Raw genomic sequence first — 25,962 nt, forward strand, 5'->3', positions numbered from 1 at the left:
TTGGAGGCTATTTTACATTCAGATTTTATTCCTAATGATCTCAATATGGTTTTTAATATTTTTTTTCTAAAAGATATTAAAGTAATTAGGCTACACTAATGAAGTGAAATTTCACTTCATTAGTGTAGCCTAATTACTGCTTTCAGGGCAATATCCTCTATGTCCTTGAAGTATTTACAGAATTAAATAGCTCCGTACACTTTGTTGTATTTTTAAAAAGTGTAGCTAGAAAACTTTCGGGGTAGGACGTTTCGATGAATTCATGAATATCATCAATCACCTCCATAACTTTAGCAGTTACATTATCTCCATCTACAATATAGTCAATAGTATCTAAGTCCTTTTTTATATTCAATTTTTTAATTGTCAACAATTCAATCATTCGATTCCCATGTATTAAAATACCATATTTTCGACCAGAACGCTTTAATAAAGCGGCAATTTCTCTTTTAAGAACATTCTCAATAAATCGTATTGTTTTTACACAATTATACACGTAATATCCTGAAACACTTGCATTGAAAATTTCCTTATAAATCCCTCTATCTAAATCTTCATAAAATTTACCTATCCCGCTTTTTGCTTGTACTGCTAGTGAAGTCTTGCCACTTGCACAAGCTAAAGCAACTGTTGCTTCTGTCAACTCAAAAGAATTATCATTTTGCACATAATTTTCGGATCGCATTATATTATATTCAATACGATCAATAGAAAGTTCAGCTTTAATTCTTTGCTGCTCCTGATCTTGCGAAACAAAATCTCTGTTTTCAATCCTATTTTGCCTATTATTTGATTTTGTAACATCCTTTCCAAATGATGTAAACGTATCAGATAACTGAATAAGTCTAATATTCACTTTAACATTTTCCAAGTTATTAGCTGTTGGGTTACGCTGGGCATACTTCCCAATCGTACTGACTGTCTGCGCACCATTTACTATTGCAATATTTGTCAATTTAAATGCTCCTAAATCTCTACTGCCGCCACCAACAGCATTTTTATCAATTTTATCACAGATTATTGTTATACCATTATTAAAATACCAGAATAAAGTTGGGTTTTCTTTTAACGTTTTTTCAATTTCTTCATTCACATCAGTCATTCCCAATACTTGCCTTATATTCTTTTCGAACAGTCTATTATTATAGTTATTCCACCATCCAGCAACTTCCTGACCTGAAACTGCTCCATAAATCGCCTTGTAAGGCTCGACAATGCTGCCCCATTGGGTTAAACCTAATTCAATATTTATCGGATTATTCCCTGCACTTAATGCTAAAGTATCATATATTTTAGATTGGTTCATTCTGATATAACTAATAATTGGATCAGAACTTTCATCACCAGTATTATTAAGCTCATCTAAAAGATCATTTATCCTTGTTGAAGCATGTTTTGCTAATTCTTTCGCAGAACAAGTGTCGATTAGAATCATTAAATATTTAGTGTCATATTCTCTTAAACCACCTTCAATTATATTTTGTTTTTTATAGAATTTATCATTGAACCTATCAAAATTCATTTCAAACAAATCTTTAATACCGTCACAGAATTTACCAACCGCTGCACTATCTGGTTCACCTGTCCCATCTTTTCTAAATTTAGATTGAACTATCAGCATTAATTTATTAATAGGAGAGTAATAGATTGCATCAATTCCATGATCATCCCCGGCATCAATTACTGACTGAGCAGCTTCATCAACTGTGCATTCTATATTATTATAAATAGCATAAGCTGCCAAACACCTGGTAATTATTTTGTCCTCTCTATCCTTATCATGAACCGGTACATCTTTTAAATCTAATTTGTCCTGGAAAAGGTCTACCACCTTTTGTTTAATCTGATTGATATGAACGACACTCATCGTTTTGGCTTCTAAGTAAATTACTAGACTCAATCCATTGGCTTCTATTTCAGCTTGATTTACAAATCTAAGCCGAGCTTTAGAGACAATAGCAACGTTCTACAATTTTACGCAATTGTTCCCTTAATTTTCTCATTCAACCTAATCTATCCCCTACATTACTTCTTTTAATCGAGGCCTGACTACACTAAATTAGATTATCGCATTAGACGCTCCTTTTCTTGAGACAGCTTTGTACACTGCTGGTGCAAAGGACGAATTATCCGGGCGGCCGGTGCCGTACTTTTCCGCAGAACTAACCTATTTAAAATCATTGCCTAGACCGGCCAATGATTTTAAAATCGATGCTTGGAGTTTGTAAACCAAAATGTTGGTATTCTTAATCGGTTGCTTTACCTATTTTTAGCCCTCGATGTTTAAGATATACATAAAGCGTTGTCTTTGAAATGCCTAACTGCTGAGCGATTTCGTTCGACGATAAATTGCCTTCCTTATATAGGCTTTCTGCAATCCTAGATTTATTCTCTGCTTCCTTGCTCAATCCTTCTGGTCTACCGAGCCGCTGCCCTCGTCTACGAGCGGATTGTAACCCAGCTTGGGTACGCTCCTTGATGACTTCCCGTTCAAATTCAGCCAAACTGGCAAAAATTCGGAACATTAAGCGACCTTGAGCTGTAGTTGTATCGACCGGATCATTAAGGCTGATCAAGCCGATGCCCCGGCTCTCCAGTTTGGTAACCACGTCGACCAAGTGTGCCAAGGATCGACCCAGCCGATCAAGTTTCCAGATCACAACCGTGTCGCCTGTACGTGCATGATCCAGCAGTTTTCTAAGTTCCGGCCTGTCCGCTTTAGCGCTACTAGCTCTTTCCTGATAGAGTTTCTCGCAACCAGTGGCCTCCAGTGCATCTATTTGCAAGTATAAATTCTGGTCTTGGGTTGATACCCGGGCGTAGCCAATTTTCATCAAAAAATTTTGCTAGGTTTTAAAATAAGGACAGCTGGGGATTGATCTTTTCTTTAGGTGGATGAAAAGTGCCAATAATAATAAAAGGATTTCTTGCACGTAGATGGTGTGCTTGAGTTGTGCCTAAAAAGAAATGTAAATCCTTTTTATGAACAAACTCATCAAAATATCTTTGTCCTACTTTTTCACAGGCTTCTTTCTCGTCTCCATCAGCTCGCTGTAAACAATTCCAGTATAAAGCGCCAATTTCCCAATCTTCAATCATTACCCGGCTTAATTGGCCATTATCATCAATAAACGTATATCGAAATTTATAAGGGATTTTACGGATCATTGTAAGAAGGGTTCCCCGCTGTTCAAACAGATTTAGCTGACGCATCGAGTTGGTTTTATTAGAACTCCATTCCCGATCGACACCTTTCCAATCAAAATCAATTATACGTGTTGGTTTAAAGGTAGCGAGAGACGTTCTAATTTGTGGGTTCTTAGCTTCCGCAATTATTTTACCCAAATTAGTTTGGGCTGTAGGTAAAACAATGGCTTTGCGCTCTGACCAATTTGGTTTATAGTCAATATGAGCAATTACCTTGGGTCGAATATCTAACGTGAGTGGCCGGTAACTCTCAGCCCGAAAATCTGCTTTATTGCGGATTAAATCTAATTCGACCCAGTCATATTTCTTGTATTGACTGTTGTAATCCAGTTGCCTGTACTGTATTGGATATATTCGGATCCATTGTCCGGCTTCAGTTAGGCCAGCTGTACAAACTAATTCATCATACTTATTGGAAAGAGTTGGGTAGGTTTTTACTGTAATTAAAACACGAGTAGTCGCCATGAAAATTTATATGTGGATTAGGTCAAACTCACATTCTGGAAGATTGAGAACTGCATTAGCTACCTGAGACCGATGGCACTGGCAATAGGAGGCTTCAAAACATGTTAATGCTACTCGTTGGTTGGTTTGTACAAGCCTGTATATTTCAAAGATTGATTGGCTATTCTCAGGCAGATGATTTTTAGAGTACTGAGCGAAAAGGGTGTTATAATCCTGTTGTGTATTTAACTGTTGACGCTGGTCACTGGGAATGCCTAACTCAGGCTTGTGAATGTACTGGATGCTAAGTGCCTCACAGATATGACGTAAGTCGGATTTTGAAAAACCAGCTTTTTGGCTGATTGGGTTTCGTCGTACATCACATAACACGCGTATGTTATTTAACAAAAGCTTGTTGAAGTACGCTTCGATAGATACACCTTCATAGCCAATTGTATAAAGAGCAGTATGCTGCTTATTCGGACGTATCTTATTAATAGCTTCCCACTGGACATCATTTAATAATCTAGCTCCTAACTCACTACGAGTAGCATAATAGGGGTAACGAAGATAGGTTTCCTTGATAAGCTCATCAGATGAATACGAACTATACTGTCGTTTTATATAATTTAAATGATCCCGGTCGCTTTGGGTTAACATACCTGTATAGTCATCCTTACTGGTCAATAACCAAGATTGAGGTGTATCATCGATAAGCTTATACGTTTTGAGCGCTCGCATATCGAGACGCGATTGAAAGGAATAACAACCAAAACGATGGGGAACAAAATCAAACGCAGGTTTAGATTGAAATTTTGTGAAGAGTAGTAACAACTTTTGTAAGTCGATCTTACCTACCGATCCCCCAAAGGAATCTAATAAGGCAAGCAATATTTTTCTACGATAGTACATTCAGTAGCGAAACAGTTCAATTAAACGACTACAAGGTAGCAAATTCTTAACTAATTTTCTGAACCGTTTTTCCGAACTAAAAAGAGTCAGTTTTGAAGGAATATTTGACTAAACGAAGTAGTTTGGAAAAACGGTCGTTTTAGTTTACAGAAAAATCTACTGCCCCATCCTGAAATGCATATACCCTTTTTAAGAGGCTTGCTACAACTTAATCAGGTCGCCCTTAAGTTACCGAATCGTGTATATCCATCACGGGCATGGACCGTGATGGATATACACGATTCGGTAACTTAAGGGACAAATTTATTATAAGACAAAAAGGCTTAATGTTACGATTTCAGCATATAAAGTCGGGACAGATAAAATCAGCACGTTAAAGGGCCCATTAGATGATATGTAAGAATATATAGCTGAAATAACGGACGCAATTGCGACAAGCGGTAGAACAGTTTTTTAATTCATGTCCCTGCGTATTACGCTTAAGTGCACATTTTAACGGGACAACTTCTTCCCGTCGGTTTAAACGATGTAAACTACTTTTGTCATCAAGAAAATAATCAGGATAGCCTTCGATATACCAAGCCCGTTGCACAAAAAATTTTATATACCGTTTAGTCATTTCGCCGATCCATTATTTGGAAGTTTTACGACTAAAGTATTTCTTTAGATATTAACCAACTGCTGGTACAAAACTAAACGAGAACATAATAAAATAGTCGTCTACAGGCTTGTCCTAAATTGCGCACATCGCAAGTAGCTCCCCATCCGGCTCGTAAAGAGATTGACTTGTTAGTCTACAAAAGGCACATTCGACTAACTGTATAAATTACGTTTGAGAGCACTTTTAATTGAATCGTATTCGTATATACAGGGCAATAGCCTTACAACCAAAATAGCAATGAAAAAATTTATACTTTTTACTCTCTCCCTCATTTTATTAGGCAACTGTTTTGTTTATAGCCAATATGTTGAGTATTGGACACCAGTTACTCTAAATTTATGTGAAGGGGACACATTTGCTCTCTTTAATAATCAACAGCCCTTTAACAAATTCAAATCTGTCTATGATGAGAACTGTGTACCTCATCAAATTACAAATGAACCCAACTGGGATGAATTTATCATATCTGGAGGGAATAAAATAGAACAAAAAGATACTTTGTATAAGAACGTCTGTGGTGATCCCTGTTCTTATGCCGTGATATTTTATATAAAATTTAAAGCAACACAGTCAACTACAATCACTATTTCTACGTCATTTCGTTGGGAAACCGATTATGGAAAACCGGAGTGCAACCCAAACAATTACCCTCCGATTGTTACCAGTACGAGAGTATTCACTTATAATATTCAAGTATATCCTTTACTACCTAAGCCTAGTATTTCTGTTCAGACTCTCCAAAGCGATCCTAATGCTCCAGAGATAATTCAATTAACCGCAACAGGATGTGCAACTGATGATTATACATACTGGTCAGCTGTAAATCCTGAAACGAATCCATTTTACAATCAAACTAACTCAATTACCACAGATAAAACATATGATTGTGGCGAATATAAAGTTAGTTGTTATAATAGATTTTGCCCAAATTATAAATTAAATTGGAGTGACCCATTTCCTACAAATAATTTTTCGCACAATCAGAATAACCCAGGATATAGCACAAATTTCGCTAAATACTTCCAAGACCAAGCTCAAAAAAGCAGAGGAAAGCCTGAGTATGCTTATCGAAGACAATTTGCTTGTATTCAGCAGAAATCGATGAATGAATTCAATAATACTGGTGAAAACGGTTGGGCTGGAGGGTTCATTAAACACTTATTTGATTCATTTGCTAAAGGTAAAATTTGTGAAGGAAGTCAAAATTATACTTGTAAGATATATGATAGTCAGGCCTATTGCCTACTCGAAACTGGTTTTGGAATTCACGCAGCTAAAGAATTGGCACCTGGTTTCTTCACTTACCAACCTAATTACTCCGCCTTCACTGAAGCAATAAGTCAATGGAATAGCCAGCATGACGGTTTCCTAGAAAATGCTGTTCTTCCTTGCTTCAGTGAGCTTTATCAAGATCCATATTATTATGATGCCAGTCTACTACCGAAAAGCGTACTAGAACAAATCACCGTAACCTCAGCCATTATTGCAAGGTGGATTGCACAAGGATTTGAAGGCGTAAAATACATTGGGAATCAGACTATAAAATCCTTACCCATTATTCGTAAGTCTATAACCTCAACATTTTCAGACGCTACACTGCAGCTTAGATACCAAGATTTACCATCTCCACCAGCTAAAGAGAGCTTATTTTCACAGCAGGCCTTTGATCAAAGTGAGATAAAAATTAGTGCTGGAAATACATATTTTGTTAATACAAAGTCGGCAATTCAATTAACCGTTTCATCCCCAACTCCATCAATTCCGGTTACTTATCAACTATCTGTAGACCCAAGTATAGCTACCATAGATGGAAACGGATTATTATCTATTCACTCTACTTCTGAACCCTTTAAAAATAGTCGTTTACCTTTATTAGTTTATGCATCAAGTAATGGGAAAACTGGAGTTGGGCAGTTTGCAATCGTTGACACTGATAATGACGGTGATATGATTGCTGATACATATGAAGAGAAAATCGGCTTAAATCCAAATCGAAAAAATGATCTTAAGTCTGATTTAGATGGTGATGACTTATTAGATGTTTTTGAAGCAAATTTAGGAACTGATCCTTTAAAAAAGGACACGGATGGTGATGGCTATACAGATTTGGAAGAATATTTGAAAGGTACTCTACCAGGATCTTCAAATTCTTACCCATATCCAGACCAAATAAGAAGTGTAACTTCCGGTAATTGGCACGCGACTAATACTTGGTCATGCAATTGCATTCCCGCTCCTTATCAGGAAGTAACAATCACAGATAACCATCTTATTTCTGTAACACTGGAAGATGCACAAGTCAAACGACTGATATATAATGGTGGCTCAATTAAATTGATAAATCCTAACAGTAAAATATATTTTAATCCGTAGGGCTATACTTTAAGCTAATCCTACTTAATCAATTATTGCTTTGTATGAGTCAGCTTCACGGAGACAGTCTGCACGTCTTGAAGAAAGCTTTACAGCCCAATAGACTGAATGTGTAAAGGTCGTAAGTTGGTTTTGTTCAGTGTAGTTTCGCTATCAACCATCAACACCCAGTGATGTTGGGTGTTCCGAGCAGCAATAAAAAAGTGTGAGTGCCACCGTTTGGGTGATAAACCGCACGTCTCGGGTAGGCAGGCTTTTGATTCTTCATTTCCAGCTTCGTGCGACAGGGCAAAAGCTCCAGTTTACGGGCTTTTACAGTTGGGTCATTTTTCTTGCAAAACGGGAATCGCCCCGGTGTAAGAATATGAAACATCTCGGCAATACAAGGTGCTGATTTATATTGAAAGTGCGGTAATCGGCGAGTTGTGCGTCATTTTAAACCAAACAGTTTATGAAACCTGAAGAGTTAAAACAACAAGCTTTAAAAAATGACATTGATTCACTATCAAATAAAGTAGTAGCAGTTAGTAATACTCTTGAGAGACTTACTGATAAAATTGACGCTAACTCAAAAGCTAATAAAGCTGGTTTTGCCGAAAAGCTCGAAGGTTGGATAAAGAATTTGACTCTATTTTTAAGTATCCCAGGAATTGTTGTTGTATTATTCATACAATTAAAGCAACCAGAGAATGTTACAGCCGATACACAAGCAAAGTTGGCTGACGCAAGACAAAAGAATGCGGAAGCTTTGAAGCTTGAAAATGAAATCCAGTTATCTTTTGATTCTATAAAAAGAAAAAGTTCAAAAGATGTAGCAGCATATAATGAACTTCTAGATGACAAATTACCCAAGCTTCAAAATATTATTTCTAGGTTTGAAACTGTGCGGATACAAAATCAAAGTCAGAATCTCATTTTTAAGTATATAATTTTGTGGATAATATTTGTAGGACTAGGTTGGTTTTTTGGATTATTTTCAACATTCTGGTCAAGTTTGATCGCGCTGGCATTTTTTATTTTAAATAAACGTGCTGAAAAAATAAAAATAGAAAAAAATAGGAAACGATTTAGGAACATTTCACAATATTCAATTATTATTTTATCGCCGTTACCTACTATTTTAAAGATTATTGTTGAGATTAGCATTTTCTTTGCCTTAATGATTCCAATTTTCAATGAAACAGCTATCTTGTTAGGCTCGGACAAATCTTTTCAGAGTGTTTCAAAAGAGTTTTCGAAATTTCATATCGAAGCTGCAATTGATTCTGTAAAGCAAATAATTGACAAATAAAAATGAATGTAGTGGGTGCGTTGTTAAGCTTTACCCTAAGCGCAAAAACGGTGGTTGTTGAGTAGGCATAAAAGCCTGAATGCCAACGTCACGGCGACAAGTTGCATTCCCCCGACAGACAGGCTTCGGCTTGTTGTGGTCGACACCAATCCCATTTCTATTATTTCTAGAAATAAGACGAAGTAACAGTGTTATTATGGTGTTCCCCAAAAACTAGCTTTTAAGCACTTTGTATGGTTCTCATTTTAATTAGTAGAAAATATCATTGCCTAACATTTACGGCAATAGGATTCTGTCAGTCTGTCACACAAAGTACCTAAAATCCATAATTGGCGAGCACAACAGGGGGTACTCAATCTTATTCCTCTGGTATTTTCCTAAAACGGTCGTGACTGTTGCACAACCCTAATATGGATGTAGAAGCCATTGAAGTTACCCATCCCATAAAGGCAAAAAAAGAGTCCTCTGAATGCAAAGCCAACACTTGAGTAACCACCTTAGGCAAGCGCTTAGCCAACAGCCACTTCTTGAGATTATAGGCCGTTGCCGCCATCACCATCCGCTTGTGAGCACCCGTTTTGCCTTTGCTAGGAGTCCGGTACATACCAAAGTAGTTCAGTAAACTCCCGAAAACGGGCTCAACCACCGCACTACGTCGCCGTTTCAACTGCTTTCCTTTCGCACTCGCCAGGCGAGCCACCATTCGCTCATATTCCCGGTAATACATCGTCACACTCAAGGATTTACGATCCCGTTTGCCACAACAACTTTCTTTAATGGGACAGTTTTGACACGCACTAAAGCTAGCTATATACTGATAATTGCCATACCCACCTGCCATCTCAATCCCGTGATTTCGTAAAACAGCCCCATGACTGCAGCGATATTGATCTTGCCAAGGCTCATAGGTGAACGGATCACGAACCCGATTATAGCGACCAAACAAAGGGATATAAGCCTCAATATGTCGGTTCTCTAAAGCGGCATAATTTTCCCCTGAGCTGAAACCGGCATCCGCCAGTACACAGCGCAAGGATAAGTCCAGACTCGACAACCGCCTGCTGGTTCGATCAACGATGGTCATTAGATGGCGGGAATCCTTCTCGTCTGCGAAGTCGGCCTGAATGTGGGTAATCACATGATGGGAACAATCAACAGCCATGCTGGCCAGATAATAAAGCCGAAAGGCCTTGTTAGGCTTAGTAGCCAAGCAGGCCTGCGGATCGTTGGGGCTGTAATAGACTCGATTATTGCGGGTAACTTTCTTAGGATTAACATACTGCTTGGTCTTATCAAAAGACACCTGATCCGGAGCATCAACCCGTGGATCCTCATTTTTCTCTAATTTCCACTTGGCCAGCGGCTTAGCTTCTAACTTGTCTAATGAAGCATTAGCCTCGACAAAAGCAGCATCAATGGCTTGAGTGTGGCCATCGACTAGTCCTAGTTCAATACACTGCGTTAATACATACTCAAAACACGATTCAAACACTTTTTCGGGTAGGCGCTGCCGAGTACGCGATAAAGTACTATGCCAGGGTAAGGCTTGGCCCAACTCATAGTCTAAGAAATACAAGATGTCTAATCGGAGTTGGCAACAGCGAATAATCGCTCGATCGGAAGTGAGGTTTTCCAGATGCCCCACCAGCATTAGTTTAACGAATGAAATGGGATCAATCGACTTTTGGCCGCATTTGCCATAATACGGTTTGACCGTTTCGTACAAAAACGTCAGATCAATGGCCTGTTTTAAGCGACGATATAGGTTCTGCTGGGGTACACATTGGTCAAGGAGCAGACTATGATCTTGTTGAAGAGCAGTGTGTTTTTTGCCTACCATACCTCAAGATAGGCATCTATCTCAATATAAGGCCATTAGGGTTGTGCAACAGTCACGACCGTTTTATTGAACACTTCTTTTGTAGGGTTTTAGTAGCACACTTACCTGTACGTCGAGAATTACCTGCACCGCACTATTAGGAATGCCCGCAAAACATTAGATAATGGTCAATTATTGACCCGGAATGAAATCGTTACAAGATCGTAACAAACGTTGGATTACGGTTTTTAGCCGCAATTATACACTATATATACATTCCTAAGGTGTATTACATTTAACACAGTAGTATAGCAACGTAGGCCTTTTAAACTAAATGAAATGGCCGTAACGATTACGAACACAAACGGATTTGCCAGAATTGTAGCTTACCTAACTGGACTTAATACAGTTCAGCAAGCACTCCCTCTTTGCCAGAAAACTGGAAAATTAACTTAAATAAAACTAAGAAGATATATTTTTACACCTGATCGATTTAATATCCTATGCTTCCTGTTGATTTACAATTTGAGTCTCGAGATACGGAAATCTTCGTTATTCCTGACACCAAAACTAAACTTAACACGATCCAAAATTACTTCTTCCCTCGTTTGCAGAAATTACTTGATTCAGCACTGATCGAAATTAAAACCGCTTACAAGCTCGATCCGTTCGACAGATATAGCTACATCTATAGCCCATCCCATCGAAAAGAGGCAAAGACCAACCGGGACACTGACATAGTACTAATCGGGCTGTGTGGCCGCAGAGATATTAACCGACAATTGGCTCTAAAAAGACCTGACGGAAAGCCCTACGCTTTTTATCCCGCTACCGCAGTCTTTGAAGTTACCAGTGGAGGCCAGATGTCAGCTTACGTGAATCCTTTTAATCACACGGATGATAAGTATTCCTGGAAGCTTAAACGGTATTTGAGAGATCACTTGGATAGCTTTTCGGCACTCTTGAACGCAGGTGGAATATCTTATATTAGCCAAACTAACCAGCAACTCCTTCAACCCTTAAAAGATTTGCTGAAGAACAATGACCATTTTTTTATACGCTCATCCGTTCACTACCTGCCTATAACTAACCCGTTGGCTATCGAGCAGCTAATTGTCGCTTACGTTTTTTTGTTTCCGTTACTTGATCTTTGTTCTTGTTTAGCCGAAGGGATTAAACCTAACTTTCCTCAGCAAGTACATCTTCTATCGGAATGGTTGACAAACCGGCAAGAGCTTACTTTTACACAACCTGACAAAGAAAATTTTATATTACCTGAACTGGATAGCTATCAATTCGTGCGGGCGGGTCTTTGGTACCAAGTGTTAGCCCGTGACCAATGGACTTGTTTAAGCTGTCGCCGTAGCACGAAAGAACATAGCATAATTTTACATGTTGACCATATCTTACCCCGATCAAAAGGAGGAAAAGATGAACTTTCTAACCTTCAAACCCTTTGTTTAAAATGCAACATTGGAAAAAGTAATCGGGACGATACAGATTTACGATAAGGGTTAGATTTTTAGCCTTTTTACATGCCTATCCTTACGGCCTTTTTTACCAATGGTTGTTGTAACCGTTAGGCAAATTCCTTTGTATGTCAAAAACACGTATTTTTCGTGAGCTTCTTCATTTTTAGTCAAGCCACGACACTAGAGAAGTGAATAAACTTGATGAAGAGGAGGAGAGGAATAAAGCAATGAGCGCCGGGGGGGGAACGGACACAGGATGATATTGAGTGGGAGGTAAGGTCTACGGATGTGGTGGGATTACCGGCGGCTAAAAAGAAGACGCAGAAAAACTGTTGTGTTATACTATGATGTGCCTATATGTCCAGGTTGAGGCTACCCAACTTCCACAGCTTTCTTAATTGTAATTGTTTGGATACGGCACAACTGTAGCATTGTAGTTGTAATCCGTAATCATTAGCATATATTTAAGATCGCTCAACCGTTCGATTGCCGGGCCAAATCCGTGAAAATGAAATGTGCCTCTTTCTGCCAGTAACCGACCGGTCACCCCCTTGTAGACGTAGCGGGATGGCCGGTTGAACAGCTCCGTGAAGCCGAGCTTGAGTAATATCTCGTGCGTGATTTCCATTAGACTCCCGATTCCAGTTTCTCTTTCACGCGCTTCAAAACGGCCAGTGAATTGGTATTACCTGCACGAGCATTGTCAAATGCCAGCGATACCGTGTTGGCCAGATTATAGGTGCTCTCCCAGGCAGAGAAAGCAAAGTAACCTTCCGGCAGCTTTTTCCCTTCAAACCACTTAACTAGTGCCTCTACTTCCTTTTGCATATTAATGTGCTTCTAGTATATCTTTCCATCTCGTCGTGTAACACTTTGATAGATATTCCTGTTTCATCGGCCAATCAGGATTGTACATCTGTGAGGCTAACCGTAACTTATCCTGACCGTAGCGGTAGTTAAGCTTATCCACTACAGTAGCCAGCGTCAATAACTTCTCGTTCGGCCCCTCAGCAAATATGCCCTTTTGCCGGTAATCTGAGGGCACTAAGCCAATTAGCATAATGCCTACTTTCTGGTAATTATAGCCGAATTTAAAGATTGCCTTTAATCCGCTTTCTGCATATTTCAATAGTTCTGGTGTACTATTCGTGGGATGGGGCAATACGACCGTAAGGTGGTTGTGATACTGTAGAGCTGGTAATCCATTAGCGGGTATCTTTCTGTACCGTTTGGTATGCAGGGAGACAACAACCGCACTACAAAGCGAGTCTTGCTTTCTGAGCTTTTCACAAACTCTGGTTAGATGCGTTGTTAAGGCATCAGTGATCGTATTCAGATCGGGAACCAGCCGACCAAAGCCTGGCTCTGTACAGATTGATTTCTTGGGTGGGGCACTAACTTCCAACAGCTTACAGGGGAACCCGCGTAGTTCATGCACTAAACGCAATCCGTTCACAGTCATAATCTGCCTAATCCAATCGTCGGGTACATCCCGAAGCTGGGCGGCTGTATCTATGTCGTTCTTCTTTAGCTTTGCTGCTGACTTACTGCCTACGCCCCACAGGTCACCAACTGGAAAGGTAGCCAGGGCTTTGTCAATCACTTCGGGCGTATCGAGTACGCATACGCCACCCAGTTCAGGCCGTTGTTTGGCTAGTTTATTGGCCAGTTTCGCCAGCGTCTTAGTTGGACCGACCCCCACGCACACAGGTATGCGTAACCGCTTGGCTACGGTTTCCTTAATGGACTTTCCTAGCCCTTCGTAGCTTGGATATATACTATCGTAGCCATCGACGTGCAGAAATGCCTCATCAATGGAATACACCTCTACATCTTCTACGAATCGGCAAAGCAGGCTCATAAATCTTGAGGAAATGTCACCGTACAACGTATAATTTGAGGAAAAAACGGCTATTTCGTGCTGCTCCCGAAGTTCCTTTAGTTCAAAGAATGGTTGGCCCATTTTTATGCCGAGCTTTTTTGCTTCGTCCGAACGGGCGACCACATTACCATCGCGGTTAGAGAGCACAATAACAGCTTTACCCTCTAACGATGGGTTGAAACTGCGTTCTACCGAGCAATAAAAACTATTAGCATCAACAAGGGCGTACATAGCGAGGAGGTTTTGACACGATGAAGGTGACAACACCAAGTACCCTGAACTGATCTCTACCTATGTGAACGTAGATAGGCAGGTACTTCTCATTGCTGGATTCGAGCATGATGATCTTACCCTGTCGGACGAACCGCTTCACGCAGCATTCCCCGTTTACCCAAGCTACAATCACTGAACCGGATTCAACCGCAACGGATGAGTCAACCACCAGAATAGAGCTGGGAAAAATGTAATCACCGATCATGCTTTCACCCACCGCCTTGACGAAGTAGGTGCAGTCGGTATCATTCACGCACAGATCCTGCAAATTCAGACGACGCTCAATGTGGCTTTCAGCCGGACTCGCGAACCCTGCTTGCACGACAAAAGAGTACAGGGGAAGTAACGGCCTGCTGGTTGCATCAACCCGCGTTATATTCTCCGGTGGTATGGGATCTATCTTGTCTATCATAACGTCTTGATAAAATCAAGCCGCTATATTATACTTTTGTTATATATAATACAAATATGGTATAGTGAAGGGGGCTATTGTTGACATTTACATGACAGATTTTTATTAAACCATTATTCTGTCAAGAATTAAGCAAAGCTCGAAGCCCTTCCCTATAGTTATTGAACGGTTGATTTATTTCATATGATAGCTATTTGTTTACATTTAGAAAATTATAATTTTGCAGGATAAACTATCCTTTTAACCACTATTATGTTTGAATTTCCACCGATTCCTATTGACCCTTCGAAGGGTATATTTGGCCCACTGTATGAAGGAAGCAACAAGTATCATCTCCTAGTGCAGAGGCAGCCCGACCTAACATCTGATCAAATAAAAATGCTTAGGTATTATGTAGATCTTGTTAAGAATCACCTTTCTGAGGAAGACTATACGGAAAGTCTTCTAAAGGCTCATGATGAATTTGTGTACAGTGCTGTTGAGGACTCGTCAATAACCGCAGTGCTTCAACTTGCTCAATGGATGATGTATTACATGTATGAGAAGCGGGATTATAAAGACGAAGTCTACGGAAGAGGTGAAGTTAAATTGGAGTTCGATGAGCCTGAACAGAAAGAAACAAAAGGAATTGTTATAGGCTTACAAGAAAATCACCTTTATACCTACGGGGGAGTTCGCAAACTAGTCAGGGAAAATTCGGACCTATTTCAGAAGTGGCTTGACGCAGCCATTGAGAGGGCAAACTATAATTTGATGTCTAAGCAAATTGGAGAAATGACAGGCTATGAGTTCAAAAAGTACTTAACCTATATTGGAGGGGCAATAACTGTGCCCCCTGCTAACGCAAACGCCCCTGCTGGTATAGTTGACCCCATTTCTCAGCCTTAACTATCATTTATTTATTCGCAACACTTTACCTTCCTTTTTTTACCACTTTAAAACAGCCGCTGCCTACTAGGTGGCGGCTGTTTTTATGCAAAAAAACGCTGACCTCAACGAAGTCAGCGTTTTCCCTTCTATGTATAACTTATGCATACTAACATTGCATTAAAGTCTTTCTCCCAAGTGTGAATGACTTGGGTATTTAAATATTGGCCTAATCCTGACCTTAGTTTCAATTGTTGTAAGTAAAGCTCCTCCTTGGTGATCAGGATTTTCACAAAACACCCTAGGCTCTCCTTTATCAGTATATAGCTTCATCTGCATTTTAACTCGATCAGGCAAAGCAATCGCTTGTAAGACAACACCCCCCTCTGAATCTTTTATCTCTATGGCATCCTGGGTATAATTCCGATCCCAATTAGCGGGATTAGACTTCCATTCATTACTAATTAACTCTGCCACTATTTTCCCCGTTTTGTCGCGAATAGTTATAGATACCTTTACCTGTCCATCTTCTTTTGATACTGAAAAATTGGCTCCAGGCGTGTTAAACACGTCATCTAAATGTGGCAGGTCTCTTATTTCAAACACGGTTCCGCTGTTGCCTATTTCAAGTGAAGGGAAAGTCTCAGTCTTACCTTTAGCTCTATGTATAGGTGCAATTTTGCCCATTAATGTAACCTTTGCAGCTTTTTTTGTCTCAACCAATCGACCAAAATAAATATTGCCTATTGCGCAAATTGCGGCCAAAGTTGCAAAAAAGTATTGCCCATAACTACAAACGTACTTTAACCCTTCGTGAGACATATTCTTCATAATTTATGGTGAGAAATTTTCCGACCAATGTATAAGCTTTTAACCTAAAAACTTGTTTGTCATTTTCAACATTGACTAGGTCAATCATAGCCCCATAGTGACAATTGATTGTTCATTAGGAACGCATACTGTCAGCTATTGGCCTTTCTGTATATCCAAGACCTAGTTTCTTCCATTGTGCCATTAGTGTATCGGGGTTATAGCCTATCGTACCAGAGTTGACCCGAACAGATCCAGTCGTAACGTTAAAATGCGTAGTACACACTCTGTGAACTCTTGGGTCACCTTGAATTACAATAATCAAGTCTACCCCCTCCTTTCGGATTACATCGATTGGAAGTGTTTCAGGGTCAGAAACAACATTTACCAAAAGGTGTAGCCTTTCCAGTTGCTGGTTTGTAAGGTTCTCGTATGTTTTCATTAGGTCCGGTGGGTTTATGATTCTCCGTTTTGAATCAAACGTAAATTACTATATGATTGGAGTTTTTGATTCCCGCATTCTGCACGCCCATTGATTTACATGAATGACTGACACGTTTTTGGCAACTTCTGACTCGTTATTTGGGATTTTGTCCCGTTTTCCGCAATTTTTGAGCAACTACTCAAGCGAATTAATGCCAAATACCTCAACCTCTGGCTGACCACCGACCACGCACAGAAAGGTTATACCTTTGTTTTTGCGAATCTCAGCAATTCCGTAGGCTCTAAATTGCCTCTGTGTGTTGCAACTATTATATAAGAAAAGCCCGATCTGGTGAGGCCGGGCTTATATCTATAATGGGAAGTAGAAACCTACTCAGCGTATTCGAACCCTGCTTTTACTAAGATTGAAGCATCCCGATTTGACAGCACCCAGGACCGGTTATACCTAACACAATAGTCCATTTCGATGGGCTGTTGCAGTTGTCAATATAGCCAGAGGCCAGTTCAATGCAGCTAAACCGGCGCGAAGGCTACGGTCGGACAGGATGGATTGAGCAGTCATACCGGAGCGTTTATCGGTTGTATTTCTAAACCCTACAATTAGAGCACATATCTAAGGGCATTCGATGAGTTTCATTGTCAAATAAAACGTTCGATACCCTTTACATAGCTAGATCTTATGCATTAAGTTGTTGATATGCAAAATTGTGTAAGTAATACTTGTAAATCATTGTGTGTAAAGTAGATTTGAGGTAAGTACATTTTCCTTTACACTAAATGAAAATTGGCTACGCTAGGGTATCTACAGCGGATCAGAATCTCGACCTTCAACTCAACGCGCTGAAAGGGAAAGGGTGTGAGATTATATTCCAGGAGAAAATTAGTGGAGGGGCAAAGGATCGGCTAGAACTTCAAAAATTGCTTACACAACTACGCTCAAGTGACGAAGTAGTTGTGTGGAAACTCGACCGGCTTGGCCGTGATTTGGCTCATCTTATTGAACTTGTTAACCTATTTTCTGAAAAGCAGGTATCATTCTCAAGTATGAATGATAAGATTGATACAAGTACTCCAGCCTGTAAACTAATCTTTCATATTTTTTGCAGTCTTGCCGAATTCGAACGAGCACAGATACGAGAACGAACGCTGGCTGGTTTAGCTGCGGCCAAATTAAAGGGTAAGGTTAGAGGTAAGCCTAAAGGTCTTTCTGAGGAGGCCCAAAAGCTTGCCCGTGTTGTAGAATCATTACATGAAGATGGGTACGCCATCAAAGAAATAGCTAACAAACTGAATATTTCTAGACCAACCGTATATAAGTACTTGAAGTACCGTGGTTTATCCAGTAAAAAATTTTGATAGCATGAGTTTTCACCTGCTTAATTCTGATCATCAACTGATGCTACTAATGATATGAATTTATATTACTACGGAATTAAAAGTGAATTTTAGTCAAGAGAATGTAGTTCCTCACCTTATCATCAGTTAGATTATTGAATGAATCTAGCAAGTATGTTGCGTGGGCGGGTTCCGGTCGACAGATGGAACGCCCCGCAAAGCAAGTTCAAGCTTCCATTCTTTGGTCTCGACTTACAAGCTGACCGTCCCATATGACCAAATAAGCGAGTAAAGTACCTTTTGGGCGAAAGAGTAAACGCATGAGTGATGCAATTTGGTAGGTTAGGCAGTCCGTAACTGCCAGTCTACCATTAACAACAAAAGTTAAAAATGGAAAAGCTAATAGATTTATTAATTGCAAAACCAGAGATTGTTGTATCTGTTTTAAGTGGGTTTCTACTTCCTATTATTTTGGTTTGGCTCAATAGTCATTACAGCTTACAAACGAAGATAAGAGAGAAGGAATTAGATAATAAAAATAGCGATGATGAGAAAATAAAAATTCAAGAGAAATCGGTATATGCATCATTATCGAAAATACTGTTTGATGTTCAACAGCTTCACGTGTCACTATCAGGCTCTTGTATAGATAAAAGCTGTATTGAAGATTCAGTTAGTAAGTTTGATCAATCTGTCATAAAGTATCACGAAGAAATATCGAACAATATGCTTTACATGCCTTCAAAAATAATTGATGATATTTATAGGTTTTATGGAAAATTAAGTGACCTAAAAATATCACTTAAAGGATTCAATGATACTCAAAACTATGAAATGGCTCATGTTTCAGTGTATGTACATTCGGGGCAATTAGCTGAAATTCTAATTGATATTCAAGATAGGTTATTGCAGAAACGCAGCAATCTTAAAATAGAGTTTGATCGAACACAGCAAGAAATGATGAAGTATTGCTGTGGAAGCAAGCCGCCCAAGCAGGTATTTGATAAGTATATGACCCTCTTACGACAAATAAAGCCAGAAACAACACCGCAAGAAATTGAAATGATTGAAAGCAGATGGAAAGCATAAGTTTTGTTTGTTTATATCTTGCTTGGCGTGGGTAGCTTTCTAGGCGACAGTTTGCACGTCCCGATAGGGCAGCGTAAGGTTTCCATTTTGGAGTTATGGCTTAAAATAGAAATGCCCCTAAAGATCGAATCTGATCTATGTGTAACGTTCGTTCAACAGGCCAAGCATCCAGGTTAAAGTAGTTTTATAAATTAGTGTCAAACTAAAAACTAATTGTATATGAAGCTTGAAGAAATTGAAAAATATATCTCAATTTTTCAATCACTAATTTCTACTTTATGTATTATTAACGCAGGTTTTTGGGCGTACAGACGTTAATTTGAAAATGGAGAAGTTTTCACTAGATAACGGAGGACGAATAATAACAACTAAAAAATAACAGGATTGTATGAAGAAGTGAAAGAATAGGAGTCGCGTGGGCAGGCTTCCACTAGGTCTTTTCCAGGACGACAAGCAGCACGTATAAGTTCAAAGCCTTTGCTATGCAAGTTTTAGGCTTCAATTTTTGAGCCTCTGCTTTCAAGCCAAACGCCGGATTTGGTAGACTAGACTGTTAGGTAGTTTCTGAATGATTAGCTAACCGTCTCAAAAGAACAGGTATGTTTAATGTGTAAAATGGAGAGGCTTCTTTTCAAATAGCAGAGTATGAATATAGCTACATTCCACACACTTATTGCCCATTTGCCAGTGCAACAGCAATGTTTCAAAACAAAACGTAGCAACTGGCGGAAAGCAGAATTTAAATTAGATTGGCTTGAGAGAATGAATGACAAGCTATTCGATAAAAAAGAGAGTATCAATATATGTAGACAAGATATATTTAATACCAAAGACATAAGAGAGAGAATAATTAAAACAATTTATTGGGGATACCCAAGAGGTATGCGCGGAAATCACTTTGTAAATATTCTTAATAATATCGAAACTATAGAAAAAGAAATCAAGAAATTTAGTAATCGAAAATATCAAAATTCGTACGAGTTTCAAGAAGTAGTTCAAGCTTTCAAAACAGTGCCTGGTCTTGGCTTGTCGACGTACAGTAAATTATTATATTTTTTCAAAATTCGACTCAACGGCAATCAATGTTTGATTTTAGACCAAAGAGTAATTGATGTCCTAGCGAGTAAGTTTTATGATAATTTTAAAGCTTTGAGTCGAATTAGTTATAGTAATGCCGAAAGTAAGTATTTTGAATACGTGGAAATGCTTGGAGATCTATCTAAACAGTTAAAAATCGAAGGTGAAAATATTGAGCAATTTCTTTTCATATTCGGAAATAGCCTTAAAAAAGAAGCCTTTCTTCTGGATGCCAAATAAAATATTTCACATAGGTGAGTCTCCGGTGACAGGCCGCTTGTTCCGCAGGGAATTTTTCAGCCCAACCACAACCGTATTTTAATGAACAAGACACCGAAAAGCTGTAGGTTTTGCTAGTTAATTATCAGTTCTTTAATGATTATTGATCCGTGAATTAGTCCTTAAAACGACTCAACTTCTATATTGTCATTTGATGTACCAGGGAGCTAAGCCATTTCGATTGACATTATAGACTTAATCACAAATCAATTATAGCAGATCTTAACTAGAAAGCATAAGGTAACATAATGAAGTGAGCTACCTCGTTTACCACCAATCCCCAGGGGTATTGGGTGAAAGTAAAAAGAAATGCTTTTTAGTTGGAATTCCGGTCGGCAACCTCAAGTATTGACAGGCGGGCTTCTTTGTTTGTAGAAAGGTGTTAGTTGAAAAGGTGAATATTCCACATGCGTAGGTCTGATTATAATTAAATTGATAGTACATACATCGGTGAAGTATTGAGCATTCTAAAGGTGACAATAAAATGACTAGAAGCAACAATTATACAATTGAAATTCTTTTTGACTCTGACAGTCATACAAAAACATTATTTATTGGGCCAGTTCCTTACTTCGGTTCAGCGTCATTTTTTGATAAATTTATAATTCAAAATGACAAAATTATAATTGAAGCTAAACGAAGTGCCATTATTCCTCTTGATAACATATTTTACAATCATTTTAGTAGCTTATACAACCAAATATTAAAATCGCTTGTATTTTATTATGCTTCGGTGAGAAAATTTTCAAAAATAACAAGTATAAAAATTTTAAGAATTAGACAACAGAAAGTATTAGAAGAAAAAGTTTTTAACAACAAAGAATTTAATCAAGTTTTAGATAGTTCATTCAAACTGGACTATATAATAGACCAAGATCGATTACAAGAGTTATTTAATGGAACTTCAAAAGGGCAGACAACATTAATATCCATATCATACATATTGATTTCAAACACCTTGCTAAATGAAAGCGATAAGTTTGAGAAACTTTGGAAATCTTTTAATAGACTTTATACGCATATTGCAGGTAATAATCAAGATTTTAGTTGTTTAAGATTTTTAAGGCAATTTGTAGTTGACCATCCAAATATCTTAACACTATCAGCTAAAAGAGTAACCTCCTTAACGACAGATAAATTAAGAAATGCTATCCGTTGGAGAGGAATGTTCTTAGATAATTATGATACAGAAGCGAAAACCCAAAGCCTAAAAGATTTTGTAATTCGCTATTCAGATAAAAGAATTATGAATATTTTACTTGAAACTAAATATGGATATAGAGAGACCTTTCTAAAAAACAAGGGTTTGTTTACACAAGTAGAAACTCACATACAAAATGCAATTGCTTTAGATTCTAACAATGACAATGAGGTTGTTTCTTTACTCACAGGTAAGTATATGTATTTTGTAAGAAACAAAACGTTTCATGGGGAAAAAGTAGACTCTTCCTTCCGGCTTTTGGTGAACAAAGAGGATAATGAATTGAGATTTTTAAACAGCGTTTTAGAACCTTATTTGATTGATTTAATTAACGCTAATGATATTTATTAATAAGAAGATGCATATTCTGCATAATTTTCAATATGTTAAAGATTAATTTTAAAGTTTAGTAGTATTTTTAAGCTTTAGTAATAGAATGAATCATCGTAATTTACCAATATATTCGCTTAAATGCGAAGCATTAAATGAATAAAAAAAGAAAAATTTAGGAGACACAGGCCTAGTTTTATGCTTCCATTTCTGAATTTTTTGTAACAATTTGTACGATTAGTTAGTCAGTTTTTTAGTTTCTAAGTCTAGTATTATTGACATGTGAATTAATTCGTAAAGAACAAAAGTGAGTAAAAATAAAGGTTCAATAAGGTATACCTTATTGAACCAGATCTATTGTCGACGTCATAAAACCAGAAAACCCAAAATACAGGGGCCAAAAAGTAGGTTCAGAAAAGATTGCCCCATTACCTTTGTGACATTAACTTTTTGGTTACACTCGCGTCTTTGGCTTGGATCAGAATCTGGACACGCAACCTGACTCACTACAGTGAGCAGGATGTGATGAAATCTTCCAAGATAAGATCACTAGTGTCAGTATACTCGGCCTGCACTGGATTCATTACTGGTTAAATTACGTCCGGGTGATACCGTCATGGTAGCCCCCTCCTTTTGGCTAGGATGAAGCCGGGATCACCTGATTAATTTGCTGGGTGAGTTTGCCCAGAAAGGCATTCACTTCAAAGCGCTGAATCTAAGTGTTAACAGCAGCTCCAGCTGGTAAACTTGTCTTGCAAATTATCTTGTCCTATTGTTGTTTCACCATTTGCTCAGTAAGACGGATGGCTGACGACGGTGGTGAGCCACTCTGCGGTTATCAGAGCAGTATTGCCGTTTCACATTTGCAGCGTCAATACTTGAGCCATAATTCAGGCAAAACCGTTTCGGCTCTTGGTCTTTATTCGTAATCGTTACTTCCATTTGATTTGGTTTTTTAAAGGTGCATGTAGAACACTTGTATGTTTAAAGTAATACCTATTAAGGGTGTCCGTATCGTGGATAGTTGCGGTTAAAATCGTAGATAACCATAAGCCAACGTTACTTACGATCTAGTAACGATTCTCCCAATAGTCGCCTATGGCCCATAATTTGAGCCGATGCAGTCATTTTATCTAGATCTGTGTTTAGTAGGAAATCATTAAAATCGTTGAAATTTTCATAGATACCGGAACAGTCATTTACGGGCAATTGTAAGCTCCACCGTACACGAATCCGTAGATGTCATCATTGTCGTTTCCGAAAGCCCTTGTTTTTTTGGCTTCGTCGAGTAATTCATTTAATTACCTTCTATAGAGTTTATGGTTCCTCATACCAGATACGCATTTATCACCAGTTAACGTCGGATACGCTCGGCAAGTTTTGGCTATATGATCATTATCGGATTTCCTCTCGCTGGTTGACTTCACCCAGATGCTGAAGCTGTTTGAGGAATAAATTTGCCATTGGCCTTAGCCTCAAATAGTTTCAAAGCTAGCTTAACAGGATAGGCGACAATTAATACCGTATTGTATTTTCAATAAAGTTTATTTGAGGATCGGATATATAGTTAATGCTTTTCCGGACGGGTCAGCAGTTAAAGTGTCTAGTAATATGGTGCTATCAATGAACCGCTTTCTATCTAGCAGCCGGAGTTTAATGCGTTGTTTAACTCCTACCGGGCTTGGATGACTAACTAACCCTAAACCCACGAATAGGCCAGGCAGCAAAGTAGGTGGCATCCCGTTCTCTTACACTGAGAACACGCTAAAATTCAGTGAATTATAAGAAAGATACGAATCCCTCTCTGATTGGTGCTTTAATTCACTTATGCTGAGTACCGACACGGTAAAAGTCCTGCTGGGTCGTAAGTCCGATAAGGGTCTAGAGGTGTACGGCAGGCCCGACGAGCGCCGGGTCGCCGGTGAACTGGCCCAGAGCCTGATACTGCAGCAGCGAAAGAAAGAAAAAGTTGCTTAAAATAAAATGCCTGGTCATAATTATGACCGGGCATTTTTGTAAATAAGTCTCGTATCATACTGATTGATGTGACACTACTTTACGTATTTCCTGAAAGCTCTAACCAATTGAAACAGAATAAAACCTTCGATTAGTTTACTGACAATATCCAGGATCTTTGCAGATCCCATTGCAGCTGGGTTAATTCTTAACTCTTCTTTAAAAAGAATATCAAAGTTATGCAAAGGATTAACAGCAAACTCTAAGTATTGACCGACTTCAGCACTATTTAAACCCCATGCATAGGTATTGCCAAACACCAGCTTAATAGCCATAAATAATGGAATTGTGACTAGAAGGCACAATAAGGCTCTGGTCCAACTTTGACCATGATTATTGGTTATTTTATTGAGAAAAAGTATAGACTTTTCATCCGCCGTCTTTTTTGCCTTCTTATCTTTCTGATAAGCATCCATTTCACACGCCTCGTAAGCTAGCTCTTGGATGCGATTTCCCTGTTTTCCAGAAACAAATTTCAGTTGACGAAAAGCCTCCCGAATACCTTTATAATCCCCTTTTGAGCTACCAACCAAATATTTTGGAAAAACAGTATTCATTAAAACTATATCGGATAAATTACTATCTACAACTTCCACGTGGGTAGTAGAAGATAAATCAATATTAGAAAACTCAGACTTGCCCATTGAAGAATCCTTCATTGAAAGAATATTAATCTGACGAATATCATGTAGCTTTAAGTCTCCCGTATTAGTTAGATCATCAAAAACAATTTTTCTAATCTCATTATCAGCAATAATTATTTTTCCGTTATTAACACCGCCCATTTCCAATTTTGCTATAGTGGCTCCCCTAATAAAATATTCGCCTTTATTAGACTGCTCAGATAATATTAAATTAAACTTTTCAATATGGTACACTTCTTTCTCTAAGGGAGTAGAACCCATTAGAGAAAAAAATTTAACATTGCCATTTACTGTAAATGAGTTATTTATAGTTGTATTTATAATTGATACTGACTCAAATTCTGTATCACCTATGTATAATGTTGATATATCACAATTAGCTATTGAAAGAGACTTTATCGATCCTTCTCGTCCACCAATATATAGTTCGTCTACTTTCATCCCATTAAGGACGACCGAATCTGTTTCAAGATCAGTAAATTTAATTTTTTTAATAGGGACCTCTTCTCCTTTATTATAACCTTTGTTCCCCAATAAACTAACGGTTTTGAATGAAGAACTAGTTATTGTAAAGCCCGTTTCTGTAGCTACTCCGTTTATTTGTTGCGACAAAAAGTCACATAAAAAGAGTTGAATTTCTTTTGTTGATACAACTTTATAAATGAAAAATTGACCCTCAAATTCACATTCTTGTAAGTCAATGCCACAGGTTAATACCGGCTTTGTCCCTTCTCCAGTAGATGAGTTTATTCCCCTGTACCATGCTACAGGTGCCAGAATTTTGTAAACAAAGGGTTCATTTGGATCGGGTCTATTAGCAGTTGTATACTGACCACTATAAGCTTTTTGTTCTCGCCAGCCCTGTTGTCTTAGATCACTATTGGGAATATATATTGTACAAAAAGGCTCTTGTCCTGCCGCTTCTAACGCCTTGTTCATCGAAGCCAGCCCCATTTTAGGGTTTGCTCTTTGTGGAAGAGTATAATTGTCATCTTTACCCTCAATAATGTCGATGAACTTGTCTGCATCTAACGGGATGTAATTATTTGGATTTTTGTTCATTGGGTGGATTTGATTTTAAATATTATAAAAAGATATAAGTCCGTTCAAAACTGGCCAGACTT

The 25,962-nt window shown here is 38.4% G+C and carries 20 protein-coding genes; 9 read left to right on the forward strand and 11 right to left on the reverse strand.

Annotation, left to right across the window (positions count from 1 at the left end):
* Positions 1–157 precede the first annotated feature (157 nt).
* The 4 genes from ACFS25_RS25075 to ACFS25_RS25090 form a co-directional block, all read right to left on the reverse strand.
* Positions 158–1,867, reverse strand: coding sequence for an AIPR family protein (locus tag ACFS25_RS25075; protein ID WP_381506521.1), 1,710 nt, complete (start codon positions 1,865–1,867; stop codon positions 158–160).
* Between the two features lie 379 nt (positions 1,868–2,246).
* On the reverse strand, positions 2,247–2,834 hold the full coding sequence (locus tag ACFS25_RS25080) for a recombinase family protein (protein ID WP_381506523.1): 588 nt from the start codon (positions 2,832–2,834) through the stop codon (positions 2,247–2,249).
* A 19-nt stretch (positions 2,835–2,853) separates the two neighbouring features.
* Positions 2,854–3,672, reverse strand: coding sequence for a hypothetical protein (locus ACFS25_RS25085; RefSeq protein ID WP_381506525.1), 819 nt, complete (start codon positions 3,670–3,672; stop codon positions 2,854–2,856).
* Positions 3,673–3,678: 6 nt separating this feature from the next.
* The gene (locus ACFS25_RS25090) at positions 3,679–4,563 is read right to left on the reverse strand and encodes a DUF488 domain-containing protein (protein WP_381506527.1); all 885 of its coding nucleotides are present in this window, start codon (positions 4,561–4,563) and stop codon (positions 3,679–3,681) included.
* A gap of 898 nt (positions 4,564–5,461) precedes the next feature.
* Between ACFS25_RS25090 and ACFS25_RS25095 the strand changes: the two genes are divergently transcribed.
* Both ACFS25_RS25095 and ACFS25_RS25100 read left to right on the forward strand, forming a co-directional pair.
* A complete protein-coding gene (locus tag ACFS25_RS25095; RefSeq protein ID WP_381506529.1) occupies positions 5,462–7,597 on the forward strand; it encodes a hypothetical protein in 2,136 nt (711 codons plus the stop codon).
* A gap of 451 nt (positions 7,598–8,048) precedes the next feature.
* Positions 8,049–8,888: a hypothetical protein gene (locus tag ACFS25_RS25100; RefSeq protein WP_381506530.1), complete on the forward strand. Its 840-nt coding sequence runs from the start codon at positions 8,049–8,051 to the stop codon at positions 8,886–8,888.
* Between the two features lie 358 nt (positions 8,889–9,246).
* Here ACFS25_RS25100 and ACFS25_RS25105 read toward each other — a convergent pair whose 3' ends face one another.
* On the reverse strand, positions 9,247–10,728 hold the full coding sequence (locus ACFS25_RS25105) for an IS1182 family transposase (RefSeq protein WP_381506532.1): 1,482 nt from the start codon (positions 10,726–10,728) through the stop codon (positions 9,247–9,249).
* A 482-nt stretch (positions 10,729–11,210) separates the two neighbouring features.
* On the opposite strand from ACFS25_RS25105, the gene ACFS25_RS25110 reads away from it, so the two are divergent.
* The gene (locus tag ACFS25_RS25110; RefSeq protein ID WP_381506533.1) at positions 11,211–12,218 is read left to right on the forward strand and encodes an HNH endonuclease; all 1,008 of its coding nucleotides are present in this window, start codon (positions 11,211–11,213) and stop codon (positions 12,216–12,218) included.
* A 355-nt stretch (positions 12,219–12,573) separates the two neighbouring features.
* On the opposite strand, the gene ACFS25_RS25115 is transcribed toward ACFS25_RS25110, so the two are convergent.
* From ACFS25_RS25115 to ACFS25_RS25130, 4 genes are read right to left on the reverse strand one after another with little or no spacing between them, the layout of a single operon-like run.
* On the reverse strand, positions 12,574–12,807 hold the full coding sequence (locus ACFS25_RS25115; protein ID WP_381506535.1) for a hypothetical protein: 234 nt from the start codon (positions 12,805–12,807) through the stop codon (positions 12,574–12,576).
* Positions 12,807–13,007, reverse strand: coding sequence for a DUF6965 family protein (locus ACFS25_RS25120; RefSeq protein WP_381506536.1), 201 nt, complete (start codon positions 13,005–13,007; stop codon positions 12,807–12,809). Before ACFS25_RS25120 ends, ACFS25_RS25115 begins: the two co-directional genes overlap by 1 nt.
* A 1-nt stretch (position 13,008) precedes the next feature.
* Positions 13,009–14,292, reverse strand: coding sequence for a Y-family DNA polymerase (locus tag ACFS25_RS25125; RefSeq protein WP_381506538.1), 1,284 nt, complete (start codon positions 14,290–14,292; stop codon positions 13,009–13,011).
* Positions 14,276–14,746 carry a LexA family protein gene (locus ACFS25_RS25130; RefSeq protein ID WP_381506540.1) on the reverse strand — a complete coding sequence of 157 codons (471 nt, stop codon included), beginning with the start codon at positions 14,744–14,746 and terminating at the stop codon, positions 14,276–14,278. The genes ACFS25_RS25125 and ACFS25_RS25130 overlap by 17 nt, the downstream gene beginning before the upstream one ends.
* A gap of 252 nt (positions 14,747–14,998) precedes the next feature.
* Here ACFS25_RS25130 and ACFS25_RS25135 point away from each other — a divergent pair, with 252 nt between their 5' ends.
* Complete coding sequence (locus ACFS25_RS25135; protein ID WP_381506542.1) at positions 14,999–15,634, forward strand: hypothetical protein; 636 nt, start codon at positions 14,999–15,001, stop codon at positions 15,632–15,634.
* Between the two features lie 159 nt (positions 15,635–15,793).
* On the opposite strand, the gene ACFS25_RS25140 is transcribed toward ACFS25_RS25135, so the two are convergent.
* On the reverse strand, positions 15,794–16,444 hold the full coding sequence (locus ACFS25_RS25140) for a hypothetical protein (RefSeq protein WP_381506544.1): 651 nt from the start codon (positions 16,442–16,444) through the stop codon (positions 15,794–15,796).
* A 1,200-nt stretch (positions 16,445–17,644) separates the two neighbouring features.
* On the opposite strand from ACFS25_RS25140, the gene ACFS25_RS25145 reads away from it, so the two are divergent.
* The 5 genes from ACFS25_RS25145 to ACFS25_RS25165 all read left to right on the forward strand — a co-directional run bounded on the left by ACFS25_RS25145 (position 17,645) and on the right by ACFS25_RS25165 (position 24,155).
* Entirely contained in the window at positions 17,645–18,223 is a 579-nt protein-coding gene (locus tag ACFS25_RS25145; RefSeq protein WP_381506545.1) for a recombinase family protein, read from the forward strand.
* 369 nt (positions 18,224–18,592) lie between these two features.
* Positions 18,593–19,291, forward strand: a complete 699-nt coding sequence (locus ACFS25_RS25150) for a hypothetical protein (protein ID WP_381506547.1) — start codon at positions 18,593–18,595, stop codon at positions 19,289–19,291.
* A gap of 645 nt (positions 19,292–19,936) precedes the next feature.
* On the forward strand, positions 19,937–20,608 hold the full coding sequence (locus ACFS25_RS25155; RefSeq protein ID WP_381506548.1) for an 8-oxoguanine DNA glycosylase OGG fold protein: 672 nt from the start codon (positions 19,937–19,939) through the stop codon (positions 20,606–20,608).
* 523 nt (positions 20,609–21,131) lie between these two features.
* Positions 21,132–22,199 carry a hypothetical protein gene (locus tag ACFS25_RS25160; protein ID WP_381506550.1) on the forward strand — a complete coding sequence of 356 codons (1,068 nt, stop codon included), beginning with the start codon at positions 21,132–21,134 and terminating at the stop codon, positions 22,197–22,199.
* 1,806 nt (positions 22,200–24,005) lie between these two features.
* Positions 24,006–24,155 (forward strand): hypothetical protein, encoded by a 150-nt coding sequence (locus ACFS25_RS25165; RefSeq protein ID WP_381506551.1) that lies wholly within the window; start codon positions 24,006–24,008, stop codon positions 24,153–24,155.
* A 74-nt stretch (positions 24,156–24,229) separates the two neighbouring features.
* Here ACFS25_RS25165 and ACFS25_RS25170 read toward each other — a convergent pair whose 3' ends face one another.
* Positions 24,230–25,900 (reverse strand): hypothetical protein, encoded by a 1,671-nt coding sequence (locus ACFS25_RS25170; RefSeq protein WP_381506553.1) that lies wholly within the window; start codon positions 25,898–25,900, stop codon positions 24,230–24,232.
* Positions 25,901–25,962: the final 62 nt, after the last annotated feature.

It is taken from the genome of Spirosoma flavum (assembly GCF_042686045.1).
GTDB lineage: Bacteria > Bacteroidota > Bacteroidia > Cytophagales > Spirosomataceae > Spirosoma > Spirosoma flavum.

Coding starts and splice junctions, on each gene's coding strand:
- ACFS25_RS25075 (WP_381506521.1), bottom strand. CDS start 1,867: ATGAGTGTCGTTCATATCAATCAGATTAAACAAAAGGTGGTAGACCTT.
- ACFS25_RS25080 (WP_381506523.1), bottom strand. CDS start 2,834: ATGAAAATTGGCTACGCCCGGGTATCAACCCAAGACCAGAATTTATAC.
- ACFS25_RS25085 (WP_381506525.1), bottom strand. CDS start 3,672: ATGGCGACTACTCGTGTTTTAATTACAGTAAAAACCTACCCAACTCTT.
- ACFS25_RS25090 (WP_381506527.1), bottom strand. CDS start 4,563: ATGTACTATCGTAGAAAAATATTGCTTGCCTTATTAGATTCCTTTGGG.
- ACFS25_RS25095 (WP_381506529.1), top strand. CDS start 5,462: ATGAAAAAATTTATACTTTTTACTCTCTCCCTCATTTTATTAGGCAAC.
- ACFS25_RS25100 (WP_381506530.1), top strand. CDS start 8,049: ATGAAACCTGAAGAGTTAAAACAACAAGCTTTAAAAAATGACATTGAT.
- ACFS25_RS25105 (WP_381506532.1), bottom strand. CDS start 10,728: ATGGTAGGCAAAAAACACACTGCTCTTCAACAAGATCATAGTCTGCTC.
- ACFS25_RS25110 (WP_381506533.1), top strand. CDS start 11,211: ATGCTTCCTGTTGATTTACAATTTGAGTCTCGAGATACGGAAATCTTC.
- ACFS25_RS25115 (WP_381506535.1), bottom strand. CDS start 12,807: ATGGAAATCACGCACGAGATATTACTCAAGCTCGGCTTCACGGAGCTG.
- ACFS25_RS25120 (WP_381506536.1), bottom strand. CDS start 13,007: ATGCAAAAGGAAGTAGAGGCACTAGTTAAGTGGTTTGAAGGGAAAAAG.
- ACFS25_RS25125 (WP_381506538.1), bottom strand. CDS start 14,292: ATGTACGCCCTTGTTGATGCTAATAGTTTTTATTGCTCGGTAGAACGC.
- ACFS25_RS25130 (WP_381506540.1), bottom strand. CDS start 14,746: ATGATAGACAAGATAGATCCCATACCACCGGAGAATATAACGCGGGTT.
- ACFS25_RS25135 (WP_381506542.1), top strand. CDS start 14,999: ATGTTTGAATTTCCACCGATTCCTATTGACCCTTCGAAGGGTATATTT.
- ACFS25_RS25140 (WP_381506544.1), bottom strand. CDS start 16,444: ATGAAGAATATGTCTCACGAAGGGTTAAAGTACGTTTGTAGTTATGGG.
- ACFS25_RS25145 (WP_381506545.1), top strand. CDS start 17,645: ATGAAAATTGGCTACGCTAGGGTATCTACAGCGGATCAGAATCTCGAC.
- ACFS25_RS25150 (WP_381506547.1), top strand. CDS start 18,593: ATGGAAAAGCTAATAGATTTATTAATTGCAAAACCAGAGATTGTTGTA.
- ACFS25_RS25155 (WP_381506548.1), top strand. CDS start 19,937: ATGAATATAGCTACATTCCACACACTTATTGCCCATTTGCCAGTGCAA.
- ACFS25_RS25160 (WP_381506550.1), top strand. CDS start 21,132: ATGACTAGAAGCAACAATTATACAATTGAAATTCTTTTTGACTCTGAC.
- ACFS25_RS25165 (WP_381506551.1), top strand. CDS start 24,006: ATGCTGAGTACCGACACGGTAAAAGTCCTGCTGGGTCGTAAGTCCGAT.
- ACFS25_RS25170 (WP_381506553.1), bottom strand. CDS start 25,900: ATGAACAAAAATCCAAATAATTACATCCCGTTAGATGCAGACAAGTTC.